General features: G+C 69.4%; 21 protein-coding genes. 19 read left to right on the forward strand and 2 right to left on the reverse strand.

Annotation, left to right across the window (positions count from 1 at the left end):
- Window positions 1–303: 303 nt before the first annotated feature.
- Window positions 304–1,584: a helix-turn-helix domain-containing protein gene (locus EYF70_RS13325; RefSeq protein WP_131145839.1), complete on the reverse strand. Its 1,281-nt coding sequence runs from the start codon at window positions 1,582–1,584 to the stop codon at window positions 304–306.
- A gap of 269 nt (window positions 1,585–1,853) precedes the next feature.
- Here EYF70_RS13325 and EYF70_RS13330 point away from each other — a divergent pair, with 269 nt between their 5' ends.
- The 3 genes from EYF70_RS13330 (at window position 1,854) to EYF70_RS13340 (ending at window position 4,706) form a co-directional block, all read left to right on the forward strand.
- Window positions 1,854–3,047: an eCIS core domain-containing protein gene (locus EYF70_RS13330; RefSeq protein ID WP_165497659.1), complete on the forward strand. Its 1,194-nt coding sequence runs from the start codon at window positions 1,854–1,856 to the stop codon at window positions 3,045–3,047.
- Entirely contained in the window at window positions 3,047–3,415 is a 369-nt protein-coding gene (locus EYF70_RS13335) for a hypothetical protein (RefSeq protein ID WP_131145841.1), read from the forward strand. The genes EYF70_RS13330 and EYF70_RS13335 overlap by 1 nt, the downstream gene beginning before the upstream one ends.
- A gap of 70 nt (window positions 3,416–3,485) precedes the next feature.
- Complete coding sequence (locus EYF70_RS13340; RefSeq protein ID WP_131145842.1) at window positions 3,486–4,706, forward strand: eCIS core domain-containing M35 family metalloendopeptidase; 1,221 nt, start codon at window positions 3,486–3,488, stop codon at window positions 4,704–4,706.
- A 61-nt stretch (window positions 4,707–4,767) separates the two neighbouring features.
- Here the strand turns inward: EYF70_RS13340 and EYF70_RS13345 are convergent, their stop codons facing one another.
- Entirely contained in the window at window positions 4,768–5,802 is a 1,035-nt protein-coding gene (locus tag EYF70_RS13345) for a sigma 54-interacting transcriptional regulator (protein WP_165497660.1), read from the reverse strand.
- 398 nt (window positions 5,803–6,200) lie between these two features.
- Between EYF70_RS13345 and EYF70_RS13350 the strand changes: the two genes are divergently transcribed.
- From EYF70_RS13350 to EYF70_RS13425, 16 genes are read left to right on the forward strand one after another with little or no spacing between them, the layout of a single operon-like run.
- Entirely contained in the window at window positions 6,201–8,219 is a 2,019-nt protein-coding gene (locus tag EYF70_RS13350; RefSeq protein WP_131145844.1) for a phage tail sheath C-terminal domain-containing protein, read from the forward strand.
- Window positions 8,220–8,229: 10 nt separating this feature from the next.
- Window positions 8,230–8,748 carry a phage tail protein gene (locus EYF70_RS13355; protein WP_131145845.1) on the forward strand — a complete coding sequence of 173 codons (519 nt, stop codon included), beginning with the start codon at window positions 8,230–8,232 and terminating at the stop codon, window positions 8,746–8,748.
- Between the two features lie 11 nt (window positions 8,749–8,759).
- Window positions 8,760–9,503: a hypothetical protein gene (locus tag EYF70_RS13360; protein ID WP_131145846.1), complete on the forward strand. Its 744-nt coding sequence runs from the start codon at window positions 8,760–8,762 to the stop codon at window positions 9,501–9,503.
- Window positions 9,500–10,348: a hypothetical protein gene (locus EYF70_RS13365; protein ID WP_131145847.1), complete on the forward strand. Its 849-nt coding sequence runs from the start codon at window positions 9,500–9,502 to the stop codon at window positions 10,346–10,348. The genes EYF70_RS13360 and EYF70_RS13365 overlap by 4 nt, the downstream gene beginning before the upstream one ends.
- Window position 10,349: 1 nt before the next feature.
- Window positions 10,350–11,504, forward strand: coding sequence for a Pvc16 family protein (locus EYF70_RS13370; RefSeq protein WP_131145848.1), 1,155 nt, complete (start codon window positions 10,350–10,352; stop codon window positions 11,502–11,504).
- The gene (locus tag EYF70_RS13375) at window positions 11,501–13,765 is read left to right on the forward strand and encodes an ATP-binding protein (protein WP_131145849.1); all 2,265 of its coding nucleotides are present in this window, start codon (window positions 11,501–11,503) and stop codon (window positions 13,763–13,765) included. The genes EYF70_RS13370 and EYF70_RS13375 overlap by 4 nt, the downstream gene beginning before the upstream one ends.
- The gene (locus EYF70_RS13380) at window positions 13,762–14,028 is read left to right on the forward strand and encodes a hypothetical protein (protein WP_131145850.1); all 267 of its coding nucleotides are present in this window, start codon (window positions 13,762–13,764) and stop codon (window positions 14,026–14,028) included. The genes EYF70_RS13375 and EYF70_RS13380 overlap by 4 nt, the downstream gene beginning before the upstream one ends.
- A complete protein-coding gene (locus EYF70_RS13385) occupies window positions 14,025–14,693 on the forward strand; it encodes a hypothetical protein (RefSeq protein WP_130189612.1) in 669 nt (222 codons plus the stop codon). The genes EYF70_RS13380 and EYF70_RS13385 overlap by 4 nt, the downstream gene beginning before the upstream one ends.
- Window positions 14,694–14,725: 32 nt before the next feature.
- Complete coding sequence (locus EYF70_RS13390; protein ID WP_131145851.1) at window positions 14,726–14,998, forward strand: hypothetical protein; 273 nt, start codon at window positions 14,726–14,728, stop codon at window positions 14,996–14,998.
- Window position 14,999: 1 nt separating this feature from the next.
- The gene (locus EYF70_RS13395) at window positions 15,000–16,148 is read left to right on the forward strand and encodes a hypothetical protein (RefSeq protein ID WP_131145852.1); all 1,149 of its coding nucleotides are present in this window, start codon (window positions 15,000–15,002) and stop codon (window positions 16,146–16,148) included.
- Window positions 16,148–16,723, forward strand: a complete 576-nt coding sequence (locus tag EYF70_RS13400) for a phage baseplate assembly protein V (RefSeq protein WP_131145853.1) — start codon at window positions 16,148–16,150, stop codon at window positions 16,721–16,723. The genes EYF70_RS13395 and EYF70_RS13400 overlap by 1 nt, the downstream gene beginning before the upstream one ends.
- Window positions 16,720–17,046, forward strand: coding sequence for a hypothetical protein (locus tag EYF70_RS13405; protein ID WP_131145854.1), 327 nt, complete (start codon window positions 16,720–16,722; stop codon window positions 17,044–17,046). The genes EYF70_RS13400 and EYF70_RS13405 overlap by 4 nt, the downstream gene beginning before the upstream one ends.
- A gap of 2 nt (window positions 17,047–17,048) precedes the next feature.
- Window positions 17,049–17,444, forward strand: coding sequence for a GPW/gp25 family protein (locus tag EYF70_RS13410; RefSeq protein WP_130189617.1), 396 nt, complete (start codon window positions 17,049–17,051; stop codon window positions 17,442–17,444).
- A gap of 5 nt (window positions 17,445–17,449) precedes the next feature.
- The gene (locus EYF70_RS13415) at window positions 17,450–20,011 is read left to right on the forward strand and encodes a baseplate J/gp47 family protein (protein ID WP_131145855.1); all 2,562 of its coding nucleotides are present in this window, start codon (window positions 17,450–17,452) and stop codon (window positions 20,009–20,011) included.
- A complete protein-coding gene (locus EYF70_RS13420) occupies window positions 20,008–22,665 on the forward strand; it encodes a baseplate J/gp47 family protein (protein WP_131145856.1) in 2,658 nt (885 codons plus the stop codon). Before EYF70_RS13415 ends, EYF70_RS13420 begins: the two co-directional genes overlap by 4 nt.
- Window positions 22,662–25,025 (forward strand): phage tail protein, encoded by a 2,364-nt coding sequence (locus EYF70_RS13425; RefSeq protein ID WP_131145857.1) that lies wholly within the window; start codon window positions 22,662–22,664, stop codon window positions 25,023–25,025. The genes EYF70_RS13420 and EYF70_RS13425 overlap by 4 nt, the downstream gene beginning before the upstream one ends.
- Window positions 25,026–25,038 lie beyond the last annotated feature (13 nt).

A 25,038-nucleotide genomic window follows, 5' to 3' on the forward strand; every position in this document is an offset into this window, starting at 1 on the left:
TCGGGACGGGCTCCGGGAGTTCGCCATCAGGCGAGGAGCCTTTGATCGATACCCGGCATATTAAGGGTGAGCTGGAGGAAATGCGCGCTATCCATGTGGCGCATTTCAGGGAGGAGGCCGGGCGGCAGAAGGGAAACAATGAAGCATGAATTCCTCTTTGCCAGATGGGTGCTCCGGAAACTATGGCGCATTCAGTTGCGCGCGCTTGGTGAAATGGCCGCTATTGACCCCGCTGGCTACTATAGAAGGAATCCGGCTACGCTCGGCGCCGCCAGCGAAAAACTGGCTTCAGGGATACTGGCTTCAGGAAGCGGGCTCCCGTGCGTCCTTCTTGCACACCTCCCGGAATGCCTTGGGCGTGCATTCGTATTCTTCCTTGAAGAGCTTGTTGAAATACGAGGAGTTCTTGTACCCGACCGAATAGGCGATTTCCGCAATGCTGGCGCTGGTGTTTTCGACCAGCAGGCGCGATGCCTCGGTCAACCTGAGCTTGTTCAAGTAGCCGACAAACGTATAGCCCATTTCCTTCTTCAATATGTCGTTAACCTTATTACGATTGACGCCAGTTTCCGAGACCACGGTTTCCATATCCAGTTCCGGATCCGCGTAGCGTGTCGCCAGCAACCTCAAAATGGCGGATTTTTCCCGTTCCCGGTGCGGCTCCAGCGCCAGTTGCTGGTACGCCACCAGCGGCAGGTCTTTCTGCATCCGTGCGCGCAGGTCATTGGCCAGGGCCAGCGCATATTGCTTGGCGAACCAGAACGCGAAACCAGTCCACGCGAGGATGAGGAGGGCGGCCAGCAGATACAGGTAGCCGTATTTCCGCTCGTGCAATTCGATCCCCCCGATTTCGATACGCGACAGGGTGCCCACCGGGCTGGCGTTGCTGGTGCCGAATTCGATCTGTGCAACCTTGGCCAGCGAGTAGCCCAGATCGGATTGATTGAGTTTGTTCATGTCGACCCACCAATCCGGAATGGTCAGATGTGCCAGGTCGAGTTCGACGCGGGCCCCGTCCTGGTTGCACTTGATGTATGCCCCCGGTGGGCGATAGGTCATCAAGTCTTCCGGTTTGGACAACTTGTCATCGAAGGTGGTCAGGCCGACCCGGATGGTACCGGCAGGGAAGCAGCGCGCCTCGAAACTGATCTTGCCGAACCTGGACCAGTCGAACAATGCCGGTTTGCGGTTGCGGTCCGTGAACAGCAGGCCGGTCGAGATATAGGAATGGGGATTGCTGCCTGACAGGACGAATTCCATGATCAGGCGCTCGGCATCGACTCGCGCGTTCACGTTCGTCGTCGCGTCCTTGGTGCTGTGGGTGCGCAGCTGCCAGGAGAAATCGTCCTGCTCGAACAGGGCGACGCGGTGATAGCTGCGGATGACGCACAGATACCCGAACAGGATACTCACGCCGAGAAGCAGGATCAGCCTGAGCAGTGCCTTTGAATATAACGCGTGCATAGAGAGTTCAGTTGAATGGCCGGACAGCAGCGAGCCCGCCGGGCGCCAGTGCGGCGGCAGTTGACAGCCCCCGCAATGTACAGCATGGCATGCCGGTTTGTCATCATGACGCTGTTGCATGCCGCAGACGGATGTCGAGCGGGTTCAACCCTGTTTGCCGCGCCAGCCGTGCCTGGAAAACTCCGGGACTTTCCGGCAGCGAATGCTAAACTGCATTGATGGCCGGTCGTGCCCGTGCTTGAGTTTATGGACCCGGCAAAGACACGATGCGATGGCCACGTGCAGGCCTTGGCGGCAAGCCAACCGCCACGTTCACGAGGAGAACCGCCATGCCAAGCTCGCTTTCCACTCTTGCGAACCGGTCGACCCGGCCGGGTGCTTCCAGGGCGATGGAATCCCCAGCCTCTTCCACCCGACTGTCGTTTCCCACGATCCAGCGCCAGCGCTCGGCCTCTTCCTGCGCCTGTGGCGGCACCTGCCCGCGCTGCCAGGCCAAGTCCAGCCTGACGATCGGCGCCGCCAACGATGCGCATGAGCAGGAAGCCGATCGGGTGGCCGATGCCGTGATGCGCGGCGAGCATGGCGCGTCCATCCGGCAAGGCTCTCCTGCCCTGCAGACCAGGCTGTACCGCAAGGTGCTCGATCCCGACGAGGTCTACGACAGCGCCCATGCCGCTCCGGGCACGGCGGAGAGAGAAATCCTGCGCGATGATGATGCCGGTCCAGCAAGCCTGCAGCGCAAGGAGACGGTCGGTGCCGCCGATGGCGCACTGGCTGTCCCGGCCGGCTACGAACGGTCGCTGCAGCGTGCCGTGCAAGGGGGCGGCAGCGCCCTGCCGCCGGCGACACGCGGCTTCATGGAAAGCCGCTTCGGGCATGATTTCTCCGGCGTGCGTGTGCACCATGACGCACAGGCCGACGCCCTGTCCCGGCAGATCGACGCGCGCGCCTTCACCCTGGGCCAGGACATCTTCTTCGGGCGGTCGGAATACGCGCCAGCGTCGGGCGCGGGCCAGCGCCTGCTGGCGCACGAACTCACCCACGTCGTGCAGCAGGCCAGCGGCAAGCTGTCGCGCCAGATCCGGCGCGTGCCCCGCACGCCGTGCAGCGCGTATCCCAGCTACGACCCCGCGAAGAACCGGCTCACCTACAACTGCGCCGGGCTGGCGTTGCGCAGCTACGAAGACACGTCCCCGCCGTCCGCTGTGTACACCGACATGGAGGCGCGGTTCACTCCCCCTTACAGCCCGGCAGACACCTGCTTGCCGGGAGAGGTGAAGTTCTGGTTGTGGGAATACAATATGCACCCCGAGGACGCCCAGGGGAATGTCTTGCGCGCTGCCCGGCCCGACTTCCATATCGTCGCCGGGCGCATGGACGCCGCCGGCGGCGAGCCCGCCGTCTACAGCAAGAACGGCCGCCGGCCCATCCACGGCCCCGCACCCGGGCCCAGTTTCAGGCCTGCCACCCGCGAACGGGCGCTCGACGACGACGACCAGCCCGCCGAGCTGCCTGGCGGCCGGCCCTTCTTCAAGGTGCGCAGCGACATGATCGAGCAGGTCAGCTGCGCGGAGTGTCTGTGATGCCCATGGCCTTCCCGGCCGGTGCCGTCGAATGCGCGGAAGGCGATTTCATCGTCCATGAACAGGCCGGCATGCAGTGGCACGTCTACCGGGTAGACGACATCGTCGCGATGCAGCGCCTGCTGGCCTGCGCCACCGCGCCGGTCAGCCTGGTTCCCGAGAGTATCCTGCTCGATTCCGTGACGCCGGCTTACCACGGCGAAGTCCACCTGTTGCTGACGGCCTTCGACCCCGTATTCCCCGATCCGGCGGCAGCCAGGCACGCCATCCTGCAAGGGACGCTGGCCGAACGCGTGCATGGCCTGTTGCGCAACGCACGCGACTTCCCGAAGGACGCATGCGAGGTAATCAAAGCGCGGGAAGCTTGAGCAGGGCATTCCCGGACGATACTGTCACGCTTCTTGCTTCACAAAGTGGGTGACCTGAGAGGAGACCGCCATGCTGGCACTGCAACAGAAGACGACCGCGCGGCCTGGCCGTTCTGCGAACGAACGCGTACAGCGGCGAACACCCGATCACGGCCAGCACGCCGATCCGGCGCCGGAACGCGCGGGAGCCTGCGCCTGTGGCGGATCGTGCCCGCGCTGCCAGGCCAGGTCGGCGCTCACCATTGGCGCCAGCGGCGATGCCGGCGAACGGCAGGCCGACGCGGCGGCGGAGCAAGTCATGCGCAAGCCGGGCCGGGGTCACGTGCCGGCGCTGGCCGCGGCTCCGGGCGGGTCCGTCACCGGCGGCGAACCCGCGACGCCGGCCAGCGTCGATGCCGTGTTGCGCTCGCCCGGCCAGGCACTGGATGGTCCCACCCGCGACTTCTTCGAATCGGGCTATGGCCATGATTTTTCAGGCGTCCGCGTGCATGCGGACAGCGCGGCGGCGCAATCGGCCCGGCAGATGGATGCATTGGCCTACACGGTCGGCCGCGACATCGTCTTCGACAGCGGCCAGCTGGCGCCGCACACGCCCGAGGGCCGGCACCTGCTGGCCCATGAACTGGCGCACGTGGTGCAGCAATCCGCCGCGGGTCCGGCCGTCGCGCGCGTGCAGCGGCGCGTGCGGCGCGAGAACGTGACCTGCCAGGCCACCGGGCTCACGAATCCCGACCTGACCGGCGACGAAGTGGTCGCGGCGCTCGAGGCGGCCGACACGGAAGCCATCGGGCTGGCGCAGGTCGCCGAAGACGCGCTGACGACAAATCTGGCCAGTGTCCGTGGTGGCGCGGCGCCGGATGCGGCTTTCGACACCATCCTGCAGGAAGAACTCGGGCTGACGCTAGCGAACCCCGCCCATTTCCCGCTCGTGCGACAGGTGGCCGGCCGCTATCGCCGCGTCCGCGAAACGCTGGAAAGCGGCTACCTGCGCTATATGTGCCGGAGTGGCCCCACGACGAAACTGGTGGGTTGCACGGCGGGCGATTGCGTGGACACCGTGGCGTTCACGTGCCCGGGCAATCGGCTGATGGTGCTTTGCCAGGCCTTCTGGGATGAGCCGGGCCTGCGTGGGCTCACGCTGCTGCACGAACCTTTCCACATCTGGTTCGATATGGCGCAGCATGCGCCGACTGCCCTGCGCCGTGCCGACGCGCTGTGCTACGAATCGTTCGCGCTGCGCGCGTCCGGCCAGGTTGCGGCGGAGAATTGCACGGCCCATACAGGGGGCTGATACAGGAGGCTGATACAGGGGGCTGATACAGGAGGCTGATACAGGTGGCTCAGCAGGCACCTCAGTGGATACTGCCCATGGCGCCCTGGATGGCGCCGAGGGCGGAGAACTCCCCGCTCCGGTATTTCTTGGCCATCCGGCTCAGCGTGGCGCGCTCCATATTGCACAGCCGCGCCGCCTCGCTGATATTGCCGTTGGTTTGCGCCAGCGCGCTTTCCACGAAGCGCCGCTCCACTTCGCGCACCGCGCGCAGCTTCTCGTTGCGCAGCAGGTTGCTGTCGATTTTCAGGCCCTGCACGGGCACGCTGCGTAACGCCGAGCAGCAGCGGCGCAGGTCGTCCGCATCGATGCAGGCACCGCTGCTGAGCAGGTGGGCGCGCAGCAGCACGTGCTCCAGCTCGCGCACGTTGCCGGGCCACGGGTGCGTGCACAGCAGGTCGAGTGCCGCGGAGGACAGCCCCTTCGGCTTGCCACCCTCCCCGCGCGCCGCCTTGGCCAGCAGGTGCGGGACGAGGATGCCCAGGTCTTCCACGCGTTCGCGCAGCGGCGGCATGCGCACCGACAGCACGTCCAGCCGGAACAGCAGGTCGGGCCGGAAGCCGCCGCGTTCCACCAGCCGGCGCAGGTCCACGTTCGATGCCGCCACCACGCGCACGTTGCCATGGCGACGCTGTTCTTCCCCCACCGAGCGGAAGGAAGCATCCTGCAGGAAGCGCAGCAGGATTACCTGGCCGCGCGCCGACAATGCCTCGATCTCGTCCAGGAACAGCGTGCCACCTTCCGAATCGCGCACCAGCCCGTGCCGCGCGCGGCTGGCATCCGTGAACGCGCCCTTGGCGTGGCCGAACAATTCGCTTTCGATCAGCGCGTCGGGCAGCGCGCCGCAATTGACGGGAATGAAGGGGCCATCGCGGCGCTCGCTCAGCGCATGCGCCGCATGCGCGGCCAGCTCCTTGCCGGTGCCGCTTTCGCCGGTGATCAGGATGGGGGCCCTGGACCGGGCAAAGCGCCGGATCAGCGCGATCGCTTCCAGGAACGCGGGCGATGCGCCGACGAAGTTGCTCAGCAGCGCGGCACCATGGACGGAATCGGTCATGGGCATCGTTCGGCCTCCTTGCAGGTCACATTCGGAGTCACACTCGGAGTCACATTCGGAGTCACATTCGGAGTCACATTCGGGGGGAACCAGCCAGTCATCCAGCTTCGTGCGCAGCGTGCGATTCAGTATAGGGAGGGACGCCCGGCAGATCAAGCCGTGTGCGTTCCACGCACACCCGTGGCGGCGCCGACACGGCCCGCAGGGGGATTGATACAGTCCCGCCGCGTGCCGTTGTGCCGGGCGCGACACGCGCGTGCACAACGCTCATGGCGGGTGCCCGTGGCATGGGTCTTGCAGCCGGTGTCGCAATACACGGCGTGAGCAGGACGCCCACCTTGTCCGTGCACCCGCGTTGTCCGTACGCCTACTTCCCGCATGCCCTGAAAGGACCAACCATGCCAAGTGCCCTGACTTACCCAGGCGTCTATATCGAGGAGCGGGCCAGCGGGGTTCGCACCATCACCGGCGTGGCCACGTCGATCGCCGCGTTCGTGGACAGCTTCCCGCGCGGCCCGCTGAACGAAGCGGTGCAATGCCTGGGCTATGCCGACTTCGAGCGCGAGTTCGGCGGCATCCATACCACCAGTGAAGCCAGTTACGGCATCAAGCAGTTCTTCCAGAACGGCGGCGCCGAGTGCTGGGTCGTGCGCGTGGCCACGCTGGACTCGACCACGGTTGCCGAGAACGCCATCGAAGCGCGCGCCATGGTCGAGGACAGCCTCGGCACCGCGATGTTCCGCGTGCTGGCCGGCCGGCGCCTGCGCGGCGCCATCGCCACCGCCCCCGGCGAATGGGGCAATCACGTGTTCCTCGAAGTCGACTACGACACCAGCGCGCCGACCGAGACCTTCAACCTGTCGATCACCGAGCAGGTCATCGAGAACGGCCGGCGGCGGGTGCTGCGCAACGAAGTGTTCCGCAACCTGACGATGGAACTGGCCGCGCCGAACTATGCGGTGGACACCGTCAACGAGACCTCGCGCATCGTCCAGCTCGACCGCTTCGATCTCACGGGCACCGCCCTGGCCGCCCTGCCGACCACGGCGCCGTTCCCGCGGCCGGCCGTCTCCGGCAGCGAAGGCGCGGACCTGCCGATGCCGCCCGCGATACCGCCCAACACGTCGACCTTCGAGGTCACGGTAGCCAACGACACCGACCCGGCCGTGCCCCGTGCCACGCAGGTCGCCACGCTGAGCTACCCGGGCGCCGCGCCCCTCACGTACCAGGCGCTGCGGCCCTACATCGAATCGGCGATCCGGGCCCTGGCCCTGCCGGCGCTGGCCGAGACGGAACGCTCGCTGCTGGCCGGCGCCACGGTGCGCCTGCTGGGCAAGGGCACGGCCGCCAGCCCCTACCGGTTCGTGGTACAGGGAGGGCGCGGCAGCCCGGACTATCTTGCCGGTTCCACCCTCACCATCGAAATGGCGATTGCACAGGACATGGGCTTCCCTATCGGCTCGATCGCCAACGTGCAGCAATACCAGCTGGCCGATGGCCTCGACGGACTTTTGCCCGTCGACGACGCGGCGCTGATCGGCAGCGAAGCGCCGAAGACCGGCATCTACGCGCTGGAAGACGTCGACCTCGTCAACATCCTGTGCATTCCCCATGCGGCCGACCTGGACGGCACCAACATGCGCGCCGTCTATGACCAGGCGGCCGTGTACATGGCGTCGCGGCGCGGCTTCCTGCTCATCGACATACCGCCGGCCACCGCCACGCTCGACGCGATGCAGACCTGGATGACGGAGAACGACTCCCTGCGCAGCCGCGACGCGGCCGTGTACTTCCCGCGCACCTTCGTGCCCGACCCGGCGAACGGCAACCGGCTGCGCAGCATCGGCGCCAGCGGCACGATCGCCGGGCTGTATGCGCGCACGGATGCGACACGGGGCGTATGGAAGGCCCCGGCCGGTACGGACGCCAAGCTTGAGAACGTGCAGGCGCTGGCGTATGCGCTGACCGACCTGCAAAACGGCGCACTCAATCCGCTGGGCGTGAACTGCCTGCGCACCTTCCCCGGCTACAGCCACATTTCCTGGGGCGCCCGCACGCTCGAAGGGGCCGACACGCTGGCCAGCGAGTGGAAATACATCCCGATCCGGCGCCTCGCCCTGTATATCGAAGAAAGCCTGTTCCGCGGCACCAAGTGGGTGGTGTTCGAGCCCAACGACGAGCCGCTGTGGGCGCAGATCCGCCTCAATGTGGGCGTGTTCATGAACGGCCTGTTCCGCCAGGGCGCGTTCCAGGGCAAGACGCCGCAGGAAGCCTACTTCGTCAAGTGCGACAAGGAGACCACGACCCAGGCGGACCGCAACCTCGGCATCGTCAATATCCTGGTCGGATTCGCGCCGCTGAAACCGGCGGAGTTCGTGGTGCTCACCATCCAGCAGATCGCCGGCGACCTGCAATAAGGAGAAGACTATGGCCCAGTTCGCCGTCAACACGCATCGCTTCGACCCGTACAAGAACTTCAAGTTCCGCATCAAGTGGGATGGCCGGTATGTGGCCGGCATCAGCAAGGTCGGCGCACTCAAGCGCACCACCGAGGTCGTCGAACACCGCGAAGGCGGCGACCCGTCCACCTCGCGCAAGTCGCCGGGCCGGTCCAAGTACGAGGCCATCACGCTGGAGCGGGGTGTCACGCACGACCTCGAATTCGAGAACTGGGCCAACAAGATCTGGCTCGGCGGTGCCGGACTCGGGGCCGAAGTCAGCCTGAAGGACTTCCGCAAGGACCTGATCCTCGAGGTGTACAACGAGGCCGGCCAGGTGGTGCTGGCCTACAAGATCCTGCGCTGCTGGGTCTCCGAGTTCCAGGCCATGCCGGACCTGGACGCGAATGCCAACGCGATCGCCATCCAGACATTGAAACTCGAAAACGAGGGATGGGAGCGCGACCGGGATGTCAGCGAACCGACCGAACCGGTGCTGACGGCTTGACGCCGCTTGCCATGGGACCCGCATCGCCACCTGCGCCGATGCGCCCATTCGGCATGGCGCCCGACCTGGACGTGGATTTCAGCCAGGCGGACCGCCCTGCCCTGGTCACCGGCGTGCTGGCGCAATGCTGCGCCCGGCCCGACCCGGCTTTCTGGTGGCACCAGCCGGTCGGCCTGCGCACCACGGCGCTGCTGCACCTGGTGGCGCTGACCGATGCGCGCGACGAGATGCCGATGCACTCGACGTGCACGGCCTCCGGCTGCGGCGAGGTCTTTGCATTCGACCTGCCACTGCGCTCGCTGCCGGGCGACGCGCAGGATGCGGGGCCGCTGCGCGTGGCGTTCTCCGACGGGCGTACCGTCACGTTGCGGCGGCCAACCGGGGACGACCTGCGCCGCTGGCGCGCGGCACGCCCGGCAACGCGGACGGAGGCGCTGCGGACCATGCTCGATACGCTGCTGCTCGACGGCGCGGCGGGCCCGGAAGACGAAGCCGGGCTGTCGGCCGCGCTGGCCGAGCTGGATCCGATGGTCGATTTCGCCGTGGCCTGCGCGTGTCCGGCGTGCGGCGCGGCGAACCAGGTGGCGCTCGACCTGGAAACACTGGCGCTGGCCCGGCTGGCGGCGCGCCAACGGGCGCTGCTGATGGAAGTGCACCGCTGCGCCGCGCACTATGGCTGGACCGAAGCCGAGGTGCTGGCCATCCCGCCGGCACGCCGGGCCCACTACCTGGCATTGATCGAGGAAGAACGATGAGCGGATACTTTGGCGCGTTGCTGCGGGCCAGTGGCCTGGATGCCGGCGCATCCCTGGCGCCGGGGCGACCGGCGGCGCAAGCGGCGCTGGCCCCATCCGGCCTGGAAATGGAAGCGCCGGCTGACGAGGAAGCCCCGTCGCAAACCGGCGTGCGGGTGCCGCTGGCGCACGCCGGCGCGGCGCCAGCGCAGCCAGGCAACGTCACAATCGTCGACCTTGCCAGGGCGCCCGCCATGCAAGCTGGCCAAGCCGGGACGTACGGGCCGCCAGTCGCGCCGTCAGAGGCGCCTGCGCACCAGGCGGCGCTGGCCGGCCCTGCCGCGATCAATCCCGTGCCCCAGGCCTTCCTTCCCGCGACAGCTACCGAGGTCAGTACCGCGCCCCGTGTTGAAGCTCCTGTTGAAGCACCTGGTGAAGCTGCTACCGAATCCATCGCGCACGAAAAGGCGCCGCCCACGCCGCTGCAGGCGGTCCTGCAATGGGTGGCCGCCGACCCCGCAGCCGCGGCCGTTCCGGTGGCGCCGGCGTCCGCGGCGCGCGGCAAGGCAGCGGTCGCATCGCCGCATCACACCGAACCCCTGATGGAGCGCATCGCCAGCCCGGCGCCGGTCGCGCCGGAACCGGCCCGCCCGGCGATGACCCATGCCGTTCACCCTGCCGCCGCGGAGCCCTTCGCCGTGCCGCCGGCGCGCCGCGACGATATCGTGGACATCTCGATCGGCACGATCCAGGTGAGGGTCGACGCGCCGCCCGCCCAGACCGTGGCGCTGCCGCAGCCGCCGGCGGTACCAGCCGCTACGCCACCGCGCAGTGCGCTCGCGCGGCGTTCGCTGCGCAGGATCTGACATGTCGCTCGGCGACTCCCTCAGGGCGATCGGCGCCGTGACACGCCTGCTGCGCGAGCGGCTGGCGGCGGCCGGCTTCGGCGTCACGGTCGGCAAGCCGGAAGACGCCGCGTCGAACGACGCCAACGCCAAGGTCAACCTGTTCCTGTTCGAGACGGTCTTCGATCCCTACCTGCGCAACGTGCCGCTCCACGAAGGCGAACCGCCGCCCCTGTGGCTGGTGCTCAGGTACCTGCTGACCGCCTTCGATGCCGATGGCCGCAGCGACACGGCCGCGGCGCACGAACTGCTGGGCAGCGGCATGGCGACCCTGCACCAGATGAGTTTCCTGACCGTCCCGCCGGCCGTCGATCCCGCACTGCACTACAACCCCGAGCCGCTGAAACTGAGCTTCGACGAATCCAGTCCCGACCTGCTGACCAAGCTCATGCAGGGCAATGAAGAACGCTTCCGCCTGTCTGTCGCGTTCCAGGTGCGCCCCGTGATGATCGTGCCGGGCAGCCTGCCGCGGAACGCGCTGCTCGTCGGCGTCGACTACAGCACGGTGCCGGAAACCATCATCGGCCAGGACGGCGTGCAGATCGACGTGCTGCCGTCGCTGGGCGCGCGGCTCGACCGCATCGAGCCGGCGCGCTTCGAGCCGGGGACCACCATCCGCGTTTTCGGCACCGACCTGGGCGGCGACATCGAGGTCATGCTGGGCGACGTGATGCTGATACTGGTGGAGCGGCGCAGCGATCACCTGGTCGTCACGGCCGAAGGCAGTCCCGGCACGCCGATCGCGTCCGGCACCACGCTGTCGGCCGGCGAGGTGCCACTGGTCGTGCGCCGCCGCCTGTCCGCCACGCACACCCGTGGCAGCAACCTGCTGGCCGCCCGGTTGCTGCCCCAGGTCGCCGGCGCGGCGCTGGTGGCGGGCGACCTGCGCCTGCAGGGCCTGCTGCTGGGCACCGCCACGGACGACGTGATGGTGCTCATCGTGCGCGAAACCGACGGCATGTCGATCCACCTGTTCGATACCGTCACCGTCAGCGCCGACCAGCAGACGCTTACCGTGGCCGGCGCCCAGGCGGCGCTGCCGGCCGGCACGTATCGCGTGATCCTGCGGGTGAACAACCAGCAGGCCAAGGCCGCTCCCCTGGTGGTGGTGCCATGACGCTGCCACCGCCCGCCGCCGCCCGGCACGCCGCGCCGCCCGCCGATCCGGCTGGCGCACCAGAAGTGGTGGCGGCAGCCAAGCCATCTGCCGCACCAGCCAGCGCTGTTGCGGTCGGCCCCGGCCCCGAACCTGCCGCCGAACCAGCCACCTTCACGCGCGGGCTGTCCGCGCAGGAGCCGTTCGCCGCGTACTGGCTCGGCCAGGTCACGCTGCGGCTGCGCCGGGAAATCTGCTGGCTGTGGCGCGAACGGGATTGGCAGGCCGCCACCGATCTTCCGGCATCCGCGTTGCCGCCACCGGTCGACCGGGCGCTCGCCGCGCTCGACCAGCTTCGCTACGAGCACGACAAGCAGGCCTTCTTCGCCGGCGACGTGACGGCGCGGCACCTCAGCGACCGGATCGGCACGGCCGCGCCACCGCAGCTGGACGGGCACGCGCGGCGCGGCTCGTTCGGCTGGGTCGCGCGCGAACTGGACCTGGAACCGGTCGAATGCTTCGTGCTGGCGGTGGCCCTGCTGCCGGTGCTGGACAGCGCGGCAGGCCACGTGATCGCGTGCTGCCTCAACGAGCCGTCGCGCACCGCACCCTCTTTCGCGCTTGCGCAACGCCTCTGGGACGATCCCGGAGCCCTGGTGCGCTGCTTCGACCCGGCCCACAGCCTGTTGCGCCACGGCTTGCTGGCCGGTGGCGGCCCGATCGACTGGCAGGCGCCGCTGTCCGTGCCGCCGCTGGTGGCGCGCGAACTGCTGTTTGCCGGCGCGCCGTTGCCGGCGGCGCTGGAGGCCATCGCTGCGGAGGAACTTCCCGAGTCGCCGGCTGCGGCCGCGATGGCGCGCGCCGCGGCCCTGGTCACGAACATTGGCGCGCAGGCACCGCGCCGCGGCATGCGCATCGTGCCCGTCATCGGCGTGCGCGGTGCGCCGCTGGCGGAAGTCGCGGCGGCCTGCACGGCGCTCGCCGGCGTGCGCACGGTGCAGCCGAGCCCCGCGCTGCCACCCGAGCAGCTGGCGCAGGCCCTGAGTGCGGCGTGGCTGCGCGGCCATGCCGTCTACCTGCCCGCCGGCTTGCTGGCCGACCCCGGGGGACACGACGGCGCGCTCCGGCCGCTGCCGTTGCCTGGCCTGCCGCTGGCGGTGTTCGTCGGCGGCCACGAACGCGCCGCGCTGCGTGGCCTGGGCGCCAATGGTCCGGCAGAGGTGATGCCGGCGCTCGTGGTGCCAGCGCTGGGCTATCGGGAACGGCTGGCGGCGTGGCAGCGCGCGCTGCCGCAGGCCGGCCCTCTGCTCCCGGAACTGGCGCGCCGCTTCCGCTACGAGCGCACGGCCATCGCGCGGGTTGGCGCCGAGCTGGCCGCGCTGGAAACGCCACCCGGCGAGGCCGAGATGCTGGCCGCCGCGCGCGCCGACCTCGACCTGGGCACGCTAGCGCAGCCCGTGACGCCGCGCTTCAGCCGGGATGAACTGATGCTGGCCCCGCCGCAGGCCCGGCAGATCGACGAGATCGTCGCCGCCATGGCCGCGCTGACGCGCGTGCATTACGAATGGGGCACGGCGCGGGCGTGGAACGAAGGCGGTCTCACGGCGCTGTTCGCCGGGCCACCCGGCACCGGCAAGACCATGGCGGCCGAAGCCATCGCCGCCGCGCTGGACCTGCCCCTGTACCGGATCGACCTGTCCCAGGTGGTCGACAAGTACATCGGCGAGACGGAAAAGAACCTGCGCCGCCTGTTCGACGCGGCCGATTCGGCCGACGTGATCCTGTTCTTCGACGAGGCCGACGCGCTGTTCGGCCGGCGCACGGAAGTGAAGGATGCGCACGACCGCTACGCCAACCTGGAGATCAGCTACCTGCTGGAACGGATGGAGCGCTTCAAGGGCCTGGCCCTGCTGGCCACCAACCGCAAGAAGGATGTCGACGAGGCCTTCCTGCGCCGGCTGCGCTTCGTCGTCGAGTTTCCGCTGCCGGAAGCGCCGGTGCGCGCGCACATCTGGCGCAGCGTCATTCCGCCCGGCGTCGACGCCAGCGCGCTCGATATCGAGTTCCTGGCGAAGCGCTTCGCGCTGGCCGGCGGCCATATCCGCGCCATCGTGTTCCAGGCATGCCTGCAAAGCGCCGCCGAGGGCGCGCCGCGCCGCCTCACGATGGAAGCCGTGGTGCTGGCCGTGCAACGGGAATATGAAAAGCTCGACCGCGCCAACAGCCTGGACCAGTTCGGGCCCTATGCCGCCCTGGTGGCGGAGCAAAGGATCGTACGATGACACCCACCCGCACACGCCTGCGCATCGACCGCCTGGAACTGGACCTGCGGGGCATCGCACCCGCCACGGCCAGCGCCATGGCCCACGCATTGGGTCCGGCCCTGGCCCAGGCCCTGGCCACGAAGGCGGGCGCGGTGCCGCCCGCGCCGGCCGGGCAACTCGACGCCGGCCGCATCACGGCGCCCGCGTCGACCGATGCCGGCGGGCTGGCGGGGCGGATCGCCACGCGCATCGCCACCACCGTGCGGGGAGAGTCGTCATGACCTTGCTGCGCGGCGCCCTGATCGAGTACGGGACATCGCTGATCGGGCCGATCCCGAACGTGGTGATCTTCCAGTACAACCCGGAATCCCTGGCCCGCACGCTGCAGATCCCGGCGCGCCCGACCGGCAGCACGCGCCGCGAAACCACGCAGGCCGGCGAGAAGACCTTCGAGCGCATCGCCTTCAAGGCGCACTTCAGCGCGGCCAACATGCTCGACGAAGGCAAGGTGCTGGCCGACCTGTTCGGCATCGGCCCGCAGCTGGCGGCGCTGGAGAAGATGGTGCTGCCCAGCGCGAAGCTGGCGGGGCTGATCGGCGCCGCGATCGACGCCATCGGCAGCGCGCTGGGCGGCGGCGACACGCCGGAGCCGGCCCAGCCGATCCCGCGCGAGACCTATCCGCGCATCCTGTTCATCTGGGGCCCCACGCGCGTGCTGCCCGTCACGATCGACTCGATGAGCATCACGGAACTGGACTACGACGCGATCCTGAACCCGTTGCGCGCCGAGGTCGACATCGCCCTCAGCGTGATCGACGTGGACGACTGCTCCGACGACATCCTGGCCAAGGGCGCGCTCACCTATTCGACGATCGCCAAGGAAGCCCAGGCGATCGCCAACCTGGCCAACACGGCGGAACAGGCCGTGGACCTGATTCCCCTTTGACCCCGCCCTTTCACACGCTGCCCGGAGAGCCCATGTTCCTGCCCAACTCACGCTACGCCAAGGTCGGCACGGTCACTACGACGACATCGACCGGCACCACGGTGGTGGCCCTGAAGCTGCGCCACCTCACGCCTGCCGGCGGCCAGCCGCACACGGTGCACGCCGGCGACCGGCTGGACCTGTACGCGCAGGCCCGCAGCGGCGACGCCACGCAGTTCTGGCACATGGCCGATGCCAACACGGCCCTCGACAGCCGCACGCTCGTCGAGCGGCCCGGCGCCACCATCACCCTGCCGGAGACCTGACGTGCCAGGGCAACGCTTCCAGGTTTGGTTCGGCAAGGAGCCGGCCACGGCGGAACAGCTGCGGCGCATCGAGGAAATCGAGGTGACGCAGGAAATGGACGCCTTCTGGGAAGCGCGGCTGCGCATGATCCTGTGCCTCGATGCGCAAGGCACGTGGCAGCACTGGCCGGGCGATACCGCGACGCCGTTCTCGCGGGTGCGGGTGGAAATCGACATTGGCGATGGCCGTTTCGCCCCGCTGATCGACGGTCCCCTCGTCAGCGTGGACGCCGACCTCGATTCGCAGCCGGGCCGCAGCACGGCCACCATGGTGGTGCGCGACGACAGCGCCTTTCTCGACCGCGATGAAAAGATCGACCCCACTTACGAGAACCAGGGCGCCAGCGAGATTGCCGCCGCCATCTTCGACCAGTTCACCGATGTCATCCGTTCCGTCGACATCGAGGCCACCACGGGCAAGCCGCAGACCACCACGCGGCGCGGCACCGCCCTGCAGTTCCTGAGGGAGCTGGGCCGGGTCAACGACCGCCATGCCTACGTGTTGCCGGGCGAGCTGCCGGGCGCCAGCATCGGCTGCTTCCGCGCCGATCCGGACGGTCCGGCCGGCCTGCCGCCGCTGGTGCTGATCGGCGCGGGGCGCAACCTGTCGAACGCGGAGATCACGCAGGACCCGCTGGGGGGCGAGCGCACGCAGGCGCAGGTACTGCGGGTGAGCGACCAGGGCGTCACGACGCTGGAGACCAGCGCGGCCGACCTGGGGCTGATGCGCGCCTTGCCGGCCCGGCCCGCCGACCTCACGCCGCGCCGCCTGCTGCACCCGGCGGACAACACGCGCGAGGATCCCGCGGCGGCCGCCACCGCCCAGGCACGCCGCAGCGGCTACGTGTACCGCCTGAGCAGCCACGTGGTGCCCGGCTGCTACGGGGCGGTGCTGGCCCCTTACAACAAGGTGCGCGTGGATGCCGGCGCCACGGCGTACAGCGGCGACTACCTGATCACCCAGGTGGTCCACCGCATCACGCCCTCGCTGTATGTGCAGGAGCTGGAAGCGAAGACGGACTCCGTGACCGAGATTTCCGGCGCCGCGGTGGCCGAGGCGCTGGGCGGAGGGCTGAAATTGTCGGTGTCCTTGAGCGGAGGGATCTTCTGATGGGCAATCCAACCGAAACACTGGTCGAGCGGCTGGTCGACCGGGTCGGCGGCAGCTACTTCGGCAAATACCGGGGCATCGTCACGGACGTCGACGATCCCGCCAACCAGTGCTGCATCCGCGCCACGGTGCCGGCCGTGCTGGGCGACCAGCCGTGCGGCTGGGCCTTGCCGGTGGCCGCCTTCGCCGGCGACGGACACGGCGTGGTGCTGCTGCCGGAAGTGGGCGCCGGCGTGTGGATCGAGTTCGAGGCGGGCCAGCTGGACCGGCCGCTGTGGTCGGGCGCGTGGTGGGCGGAAGGCCAGCGGCCGAACCCGCAGGGCCCCGGCAAGCGGGTCTTCGTGTCGAAGAACGGGCACAAACTGGTGATGGACGACGAGAGCGACGAGCTGTTGCTGACGCACGGCTCCGGCCCCGAGATCAAGATGACGGGCACGGAAGTGACCATCACCTGTGGCGCCTGCGAAGTGAAGATCACGAACAAGGAGATCTCGCTGAACAACGGCCTGATCAAGGTGGGGCTGGCCGGCGTGAGCCTGGTCAACGGCGCGATGGCGTTCGGGGTGCCGCCGTGATCCCCATTCTCACCACGGCCAGCACCGTGATGTGCCCGCACGGCGGCCAGGCTCAGCTCATCACCAGCAACACGGATGCGGTGATCGCCGGTGCGCCGGCCCTGCTGCAGACCGACGTGCACCCGATCGTCGGCTGCCCGTTCACGCCGGTGGCATATTCGCCATGCCTGACGATCCAGTGGGTCACGGGCGCCACGCAGACCAGCGTGCGCGGCGTGCCGATGCTGTTGCAGAACAGCGTGGGACTGTGCCTGAACGCCGCGCAGGCGCCGCAAGGCACGGCCGTCGTGGTCCAGGTGCAGCAACAGGCGAAAGGGATATGACGATGGCACAGCACACCCTGTCGAATGGCCGCCACCTGGCATTCCCTTTCCGGATCGGCACCGACGGGCGCACGGTGGCGCCGGCCAGCGACGATACCCACGTGCGCGACGAAGTGCTGCAGCTGCTGCTGACCAGTCCCGCCGAACGGCTGTTCCTGCCCGAGTTCGGCGGCGGCGTGCGCCGGCTGGTGTTCGAGCCGGCTTCCGAAACGCTGCGCGGCGTCGTCAAGGCGCGCATCACGAACGCGCTCACGCGCTGGCTGGGCCACCGCCTTACCGTGCAACTGGTCGACGTCACGTGGGACGACGCGGGCGCCACGCTGGAAGTCACGGTGAGCTACCTGCCGGCCGGCAGCGCCGACGCGCGCATCGTGCGCTTCCAGCGCAATTCGAGGTAAGCGCCATGGCCGCCATCCTCTATCCCGATTACGTCGACGACCGTGCCGACGTGCTGGAAAGCCGCGGCTTGAACGGGCTGAAGCTGGTCCTGGTGGCGCTGCCGCCCGGCGCCGATCCGCCCCATGCGGACCTGGAACTGCATTTCTTCAACGACCTGCACCTGGCGGCGATCCTGGCCGACATCGGCGGCGACCCCGTGGCGGCCCGGCAAATCTTCCGGATTCGCGGCGGCACGCGCATCGTGGCCGGCAGCGCGACCGGGCAGGTACAGGTCATCGCCGCCTCCGCCATCGATGCCGCCCGGCTGGCGATACGGGTAGCGCCCGTCGGCGACTATTCCACCTACACGCTGGAACTGGTGTGGGACGCCAGCGCGATCGACTCATTCTTCAGCGCGATCGGCTTCAAGTTCCGGCCCGGCTGTTTTACGAACGACTGCGCTCCCCTGCCGGGGGGCCGGCCGGCGGCGGCCAGTCCCGCGATCGACTACCTGGCCAAGGACTACGACTCGTTCCGCCACGCGCTGATGGTGGCGATGGCGGAACGAGTACCCGGCTGGGCCAGCACGAGCGAGGCGGACCACGACCAGGTGCTGATCGGCCTGTTCGCCGCGGCGGCCGACGAACTGAGCGACTTCCAGGACCGCGTGATGGCCGAAGCATACCTGGGCACCACGCGCAAGCGCGTGTCGCTGGCGCGCCATGCCCGGCTGATGGACTACCACCTCCACGAAGGGAACCAGGCCAGCACCTGGCTTGCGCTGGACATCCTGGCCGGCCAGGCGCCCTTCACGCTGGCCAACCAGGAATTGCTGGCGTGGACCGGCAGCGAGCCGGCGCGGGAAGACGCGGTGTTCTTCGCCACGCGCCAGCGCCGCCTGCCGCCCGCGCAACGCCAGCGCTTCGATCCTCTGCTGAACCGGCTGCACCTGCACACGTGGCGCAACGCGCAGCCGGCGCTGGCGGCCGGCAGTACCAGCGCCGACCTCGTGCCACAGGGCGGACTGGGCTCGCAGGCGGACGCCGATGCGCTGCGCGACCTGGTGCGCGACGGCCTGTGGCGCGAGATGCTGGTCGCCGAGGTGCTGAACCCGTGGACCGGCAACCTGGCCGGCTACCGGCGCGGCCGGCGCCAGTTGCTGCGGCTGCTGCCGGGTACCGATGCCGCGCGCGGCGCCGCGCAATCCGTGTTCGATCCGGTCACGGGCACCTGGCTGGTGCGCGTGCACTGGCGCCCGGAAGACGCGCTGCGCTTCGATTTCAGCTTCACCACCTTCTGCCCCGGGCCGCCGCCGACGACAGTCGAACACGTATCGGTCTTCTACGGCAACCTCGTGATGGCGCATGAAGGACGCCTGCTGGAGGTGCATTTCCAGGAACCGGGCAGCACGCTGCCCACCGGCAGCGCCACCGTGCTGCATCGCCACTACTCCCGGCTGGACCGCTTCGGCAATGGCGCGGACTGGGCGTTCGCCAGCCTGCCGGACGACGTGCCGCTGGCGTACCTGGCGCCGCCGCCGGGGATCCGCGCGGCTGGCGAGCTGGCGGCCCGTTCCACGCTGTACGTGGAAGTCGAGCCCCCAGGCGGCGTGCGCGACCGCTGGGATGAAGTGGAAAGCCTGGTGCACAGCGACGACTCGGCCGAGAACGGCGACCACTACATGGTGGAAACGGACGAACTGCGCCGCAGCGTGCTGCGCTTCGGCAACGGCACCAACGGCCGTGGCCTGCCGTCCGGCGCCATCGTCCACGCCGAATTGCAGGTGGGCGGCGGCCATGCCGGCAATATCGGCGCGGACCAGCTGCTCAACAGCCGGGCGCTGACCGGGGCACTGACCGGCGCGGTGGTGGCCGTCACGAATCCATTCGATGTCACGGATGGCAGCGATCCCGAGCCGGCGGAACAGGTTCGCCGCAACGCGCCGGAAGCGTTCCGGGCCCGCCAGTTGCGCGCCGTGACCCTGGCGGACTATGTGCGCCGAGCCGAGGAAGTGCCGGGCGTGGCCCGGGCCGTGGCCCGCTATGCGTGGACGGGGAGCTGGCGCACGGTGCGCATCGCGATCGATCCGGCCGGCTTCGCCGTGGCAGGCGACGCCGTGTCGGACATGCTGTGGGCCGAACTCTCGCCGCGCATCGCCAGCCACCTGGAGGCGGTGCGGCTGATCGGCGAAGACCTGGAACTGCGGCCGCCCCGCTACGTGCCGCTGGAAATCCTGGTGGTCGTGTGCGTGGCCGATACCTACTGGCGCGAGGATATCCGCGACGTGCTGGAGCAGGAATTCTCGGACACCTGGACGCCGGATGGCCGCCGCGGCTTCTTCCACCCGGACCAGTGGACCTTCGGCCAGGCCCTGCACCGCAGCGCCATCGAGGGCCGCATCGGGAGCATCGCCGGCATCCGCCATGTCGTGCGCATCACCATGAAGCGTTTCTCGGCGCCGCAGCCCGGCCTGCCGGGACGGGAGGTACTCGACATGGCCTTCGACGAAGTGCTGCTGCTGGCCAACGATCCGGCCCACCTGGAGCGGGGCAGCATCCGCTTCGAGCTCCAGGGCGGGAGGCAATGATGGCCTGCAATCCGCTGATCTTCGATCCCGTGCTGTTCCCGCGCCGCGCGTTCAACCGGCCCGGCCTGCCGCGCATCGACTACCGCATCGGCCGCTATCCCGATTTCCTGGCCGCGATGATCCGGGGCATCGACGCGGCACCCGAACTGGCCGCGTGGACCCATCGCGAAGCGGACGATCCCGCCATCGCGCTGCTGGAAGGCGCGGCGATCCTGGGCGATATCCTGACGTTCTACCAGGAGCATTACGCGAACGAAGCCTACCTGCGCACGGCGGCATGGCGCGACAGCGTGGCCGAACTGGTGCGCCTGACCGGTTACCGGCTGTCGCCCGCCATCCGTGGCCGTGCCACGCTGGCCTTCGAGGCGCGCGGTGACAAGCCCGTGCCGATCGCCGCGGGCTTTCCCGTCAAGGTCGAGCTGGAAGACCTGCCGCTGCCCGCCGACTTTCAGACCGATACGCCGCTGGAGGCCTGGCCGCACCTGGGCCGCTTCCACCTGTACCGGCCGCGCGCCTACGCGGCCACGCTGGCCGCCGGCACGTTCGCTTTCGAAGTGTCCAGCGTTGCCGGCGCCGCCGATTCCGCCAGCCTGGCGGCCTTCGAATTGAAGCCGGGCGACCGGTTGATGTTGCTGCCGCCCGAGCCGCCATGGACATCGAACAGCGGCGTTCCCGTGAACCAGGCCAGCGCGCAGGTCGTGAAGGTGAAAACGGTCACGCGGCTGCTGGGCCGCCTGCTGGTCGAGGCGGAGACGCCCATCCTGCGGCAATGGACCGCACCGGTGGCGGCCTACCGGATCAACCGCACGTTCCGCCACCTGGGCCACAACGCACCGCTGAAAACGGTCGGCACCACGCCGGCCAGCGGCACCATTACCGGGGCGACGCAATACGACACCCGGTACCAGCGCCACCTGACGTGGGAGTGCACGGATACCGAGGCGTCGCTGGACCTGCCGCCCGAGCTGTTCCCCCTCGACGTGGAAGTGGCGGACCTGCATCCCGGCGGCAGCCTGGTGATCCAGACGCGAATCAGCCGGGATGACGGCACGCCGGTGACCGTGAGCCTGCTGCGCGGTGTGACGGCGGTGGAATTCCGCACGATCGGCTTCGGCAACGTCAACGGCCCTGGCACGCTGCTGACGCTGGACCGTCCGCTCGTCGACGAAACGATCGCGTATTCCTATACCAGCGACGTGCGCGATTTCCGCCTGCATGAAGTCACCAGCCCCGCGTTGCGCCTGCAACCGGTAACGCATGGACGAAACGGCGGCTTCACGCCCACCCACGATACCCTGCACTTCTACGGAACCGCCGCGCAGGCCCGCCTGCTGGCCGGCCGCAGGCTGTTCCTGGCGCACGGCGATGGCCGCAGCGTCGAACTGGCCTGCACCAGCGCGGCTAGCGAGTTCCCGACGCTGGCTGTCGACCCGCCGGCGATGTGGCCGCTGGTCTTCGACCGCCTGCCCGCGCCGTTCCGCCACGCCGATTTCGACGAAACGGCGCCCGCCGTCACCGTGTTCGGCAACCTCGTCGACGCCTCGCAGGGCAAGGCGGAAGGCGATGTGGTGCTGGGGAATGGCGACGGCCGCCAGAGCTGGCAGACGTTCGCGATTCCCAAGGCGCCGCTGAGCTACTTCCTGTCGTCCGACGGCGTGCCGCCGTGGGCGCCAGCGCTGCAGATCTACGTCGACGGCCGGCTGTGGCGCCGCGTGGATGCCTTCTTCGGCCATGGCCCGCAAGAGCAGGCCTACATCGTGCGCGAGGATGCCGAAGGGCGCAGCTTTGTGCAGTTCGGCGACGGCCAGGCCGGGGCTCGCCTGCCGTCGGGCCTGGGCAACGTGATGGCGCGCTACCGCAGCGGCGCCGGCGCGCGCGGCCCGCTCAAGCCGGACACCAAGCCCACCACGGCGGAACGGCCACCCGGCTTCGACAAGGTGACCCTGGCCGGCATCGTCTCGGGCGGCGCCGATGCAGAGGATGCCGGCAAGGCCCGCGAGGCGGCGCCGGGCAAGGTGCAGAGCCTGGGGCGCCTGGTCAGCATCCGCGACTACGAGACGGAGACGCTGGGCGTGCCGGGCGTGGTCACCGCGGCGGCGGCCTGGGACTTGCACGTGGGCGTGCCGGCGCTGATCTTGCGCGTGCTGCTGGAAGCGGGCCGCGAAGGCGAGTTCGCGGCCGTGCGGGCGACGCTGGCCCGCGCCCAGCGCTGCCGCGGCCCGGACCGTTTCCCGCTGGTCGTGCAGCAGGCGCTGCTGCGCTACGTATTCGTCGACGTCGGCTATGCGCGCGACCCTTCCTGGCGCCAGGAAGACGTCGAAGCGGCCCTGCGCGCGGCGCTGGGCCTGGCGGGCGATCCGGCGGCCGAGCGCACGGGGCTGTTCGGCTTGCGCGCGCGGCGCCTGGGCGAACGGGAGTATGCCAGCCGCATCGAGGGCAGGCTGCAGAACGTGCCAGGTGTGCTGTGGTGCAGGGTGACGGCTCTCGGCCGCTTCCCGCCCAATGCGACCGGGCCGGAAGCCTTGCCGCTGCCGCCCGCACCGCGCCCGGCCGGGCTGGTGCTGCCGTGCGGCGCGCGCGAGCTGCTGCAACTGGCGCCATCGCACCTGACCTTGACGGCGCTGGCCGAACCTTCGGCGGGAGAATGCGCATGAGCACCACCTCGAACCCGCGCGTTCCCCTGTATGAGCGCCTGCCGGAAATCTATCGCACGCGCGACGCGGAACAGGAACCCGCCAACCAGCTGCGCGCCTACCTGGCCGCCGTCGAAGGCCCGTTCGGCGCCCTGCACGCCGACATCGCGCAGCTGTACGAAGACCTGTTCATCGATACCTGCGACGACTGGGTGATCCCGTACCTGGCCGACCTGCTGGGCACTTCCCACCTGCAGGGCGACCCGCGCACGCTGCGCGCGGACGTGGCCGATACCATCGCGCTGCGCCGGCGCAAGGGCACGCTGGGCGCCATCGAGCGGCTGGCGGCCAACCTCACGGGCTGGGCCTGCCGGTGCGTGGAGTTGCGGGAAAACCTGGGCTGGTCGCAGCACCTGAACCACCAGCGTCCCGATGCGGGCGGCCGGCCGCCGTATGCCGACCTGGCCCTGACCCGCTTCCACATCCCCCGTGGCGGCACGGCGCCGTTGCGCGATCCGGCCGCGCTGTCCCTGCTGGGCACGCCGTTCGACACCTTTGCCTACACCGCGGACGTGAAGGCCGCGCAAGCCGATGTCCGCCACGTCAACCTGCCCAATCTCGCCATTTTCCTGTGGCGCCTCGCCGCCTACCGCCTGGCGCCGGTCCGGCCGCTGGCCCAGCCGGTCGTCGACCTGACGCCGGCGCCGCCCGGCGGCGCGAGCTTCGCGCTGCGCTTCGACCTGCACCCGCTCGACATGCCCGTGCAGCTGTTCAATACGGCGCGTCCGGGGCCGGCGCTGTCGGGTGGCGTAGCGGCACCGCTGACCGCGCCCGATGCGGTGCCGGGCCCGATCCTGGCGGCGCGGCTCGACAGCGGCACCCCGGCCGGTCATCCGGAAGCCTACGTTGCCGTCGATTTCTTCAACGCCGCCGGCACGCCACCCGACGGCTTCGACCTGGCCGACGTGGGCCTGCACCTGTTCATGCCGGAGACACTGGAAGCGCTGCTGGTGCCCGTGCCGCCGGCCACCGAATGGCGCTGGCTGGTGCGGGGCGACAACCTGTGCGCGTGGGAGACGGGCTTGCGGCGCCCGCTGCGGGGCGGCGAGATCGTCGTCGACCCGCGCATCGGCCGCGTGCTGGTCGGGTTGGACACCGCCACGCAGGCCGATGAACTGATCGTGCTGGATGGCGGCCAGGCCGTGTCGCGCATGTTCGTCAGTTTTACGTATGGCGCGGCGGGGCCGGTGGGAGCCCACCCGCTGCCGCGGCGCGCCGCCCCTTCGCCGGTCCTGGCCGACCTGCGCACCGTCGGCGCCGTGCCCGGCGGGATCACGCTGCAGGCGGCGCTGGACAATCTCGACATCGCCACAGCGCCGGTGATCATCGAGATCGCGGACAGCCTGGTGCACGACATCGACTTGGCGCTGGTGCCCGGCACCGCGATCGACGGCACCGTGTCGCTGCGCCTGGCGAACGACCTGACGATCCGCGCCGCTGGCGGGCAGCGCCCCATCCTGAGGCTGGCGCAGCCGCTGTCGCTGCGGCCCGTAGCGGCAGGCGACGCCACGCCCGATACGCCGGCCGTGCGCCTGGAGGGACTCTACCTGGCGCCGGGCGCCGCTTTCCCGGCCGGCGCCGCGCTGTTCGACCGCGCCGCCGTGGCGCGGCTGGAGATCCTCGGCTGCACTCTGGCACCCGGCGGGCATGGACTGCGCGATGGGACCCGCGCCGCCATGCAGCCCGCGCTGCGGCTGGAAAATGGCTACGGGTTCACCGACCCGGGCGACGAGGACGATTTCGTGCCGACGCCCGACATCGTGATCCAGCGCTCGGGCACCGGCAGCATCGCCGTGGACGAACGCTACCGGCTCACCATTGCCGACAGCATCGTCGACGCGGGCCTGGGCTTCGGCGATGCGCCGGCGGGTGTGCTGGCAATCGGCGCGGCGACCGACCCGACTACAGGCTGGGGAGCGCGTCTCGACTTCGACGGGCTGACGTGCTTTGGTGCCGTGCGGGTGGCGGCGGTGGGCGGGCTTGGCGGCATCTTCAGCCAGCGCTTCGAAGTGCTGGACAACCAGCACGGCTGCATCAAGTGGACGGCGTTTTCCGGCGATGCCGACCGCCTGCCGCCGCATCACTACTGCGTGCATGCGCCGGACGCGCGCATCGTTTTCACTTCCGAACGGTTCAACGATCCCGGCTACGGCCAGCTGGCGCGCGCCACGGACCGGCGGGTGCGCGAACTGGGGCCGGGCGACGACGCGATGGGGGCCTTCGGCTTCCTGCTGGAGGCGCACAAATGGGCCAACCTGCAGATCAGGTTGCGTGAATTCATGCCGGTGGGCGTGCGCCCGCTGGTATTGCCCGTGACATGAATTGCCGGTGACG

This window comes from Pseudoduganella albidiflava, assembly GCF_004322755.1.
GTDB lineage: Bacteria > Pseudomonadota > Gammaproteobacteria > Burkholderiales > Burkholderiaceae_D > Rugamonas > Rugamonas albidiflava.